Below are 882 nucleotides of genomic sequence, written 5' to 3'. Positions count from 1 at the left end.
GTCGGACTATTTCCTGGCGTCGAAATCCCTGCCCTGGTGGGCCATCGGCGCCTCGCTGATCGCCGCCAACATCTCCGCCGAACAGATCGTCGGCATGTCCGGTTCCGGTTATGCGCTGGGTCTTGCCATCGCCTCCTATGAATGGATGGCCGCCCTGACCCTGCTGATCGTCGGCAAGTATTTCCTGCCGATCTTTCTGAAGAACGAAATCTATACCATGCCGCAGTTCCTGGAACAGCGGTATGGGCGCGTCCTGCCCGTGCTGATGGCCGTGTTCTGGCTGGCGCTTTACATCTTCGTCAACCTTACCGCCATTGTCTGGCTGGGCTCCATCGCCGTCAACAAGGTGGCGGGCGTGGACCAGAACGTGGCGCTGGTGGCACTGGGCGCCTTCGCGCTGCTGTATCAGCTCTATGGCGGGCTGAAAGCCGTGGCGCTGACCGACATCGTGCAGGTCACGCTGCTGGTGCTGGGCGGGCTGGTCATCTCCTACCTGACCTTGCAGGAGATCGGCGACGGCCGGGGCGTCATCGCCGGCTTCCAGGTCCTGACCGAGCGCGTTCCCGGCCATTTCGACATGATCCTGGAGCCCGACCATCCGTTCTACAAGGATCTTCCCGGCATCGCCGTGCTGGTCGGCGGCATGTGGATCGCCAATCTCAGCTATTGGGGCTTCAACCAGTATATCATCCAGCGCGCGCTGGCCGCCAAGAGCCTGGGCGAGGCCCAGAAGGGCGTCGTTTTCGCCGCCTATATCAAGCTGCTGATGCCCGTCATCATCGTGCTGCCCGGCATCGCCGCCGTGGTGCTGGCCCCCGACCTGTCCAAGCCGGACGAGGCCTATCCGACCATGATGCGGCTGCTGCCGCCCGGCCTGCTGGG

At 63.5% G+C, this 882-nt stretch carries 1 protein-coding gene; it reads left to right on the top strand.

Annotated elements, in window-relative coordinates:
• A partial coding sequence (locus ACM9LZ_RS25910) for a sodium:solute symporter family transporter (protein ID WP_416622384.1) occupies window positions 1-882 on the top strand: 882 nt, incomplete at both ends.

The sequence above is a fragment of the Niveispirillum fermenti genome, from assembly GCF_048066175.1.
Classification (GTDB): domain Bacteria; phylum Pseudomonadota; class Alphaproteobacteria; order Azospirillales; family Azospirillaceae; genus Niveispirillum; species Niveispirillum fermenti.
Note: the sequence above shows the minus strand (reverse complement) of the source record. Positions and strands in the feature narration are given on the sequence as shown.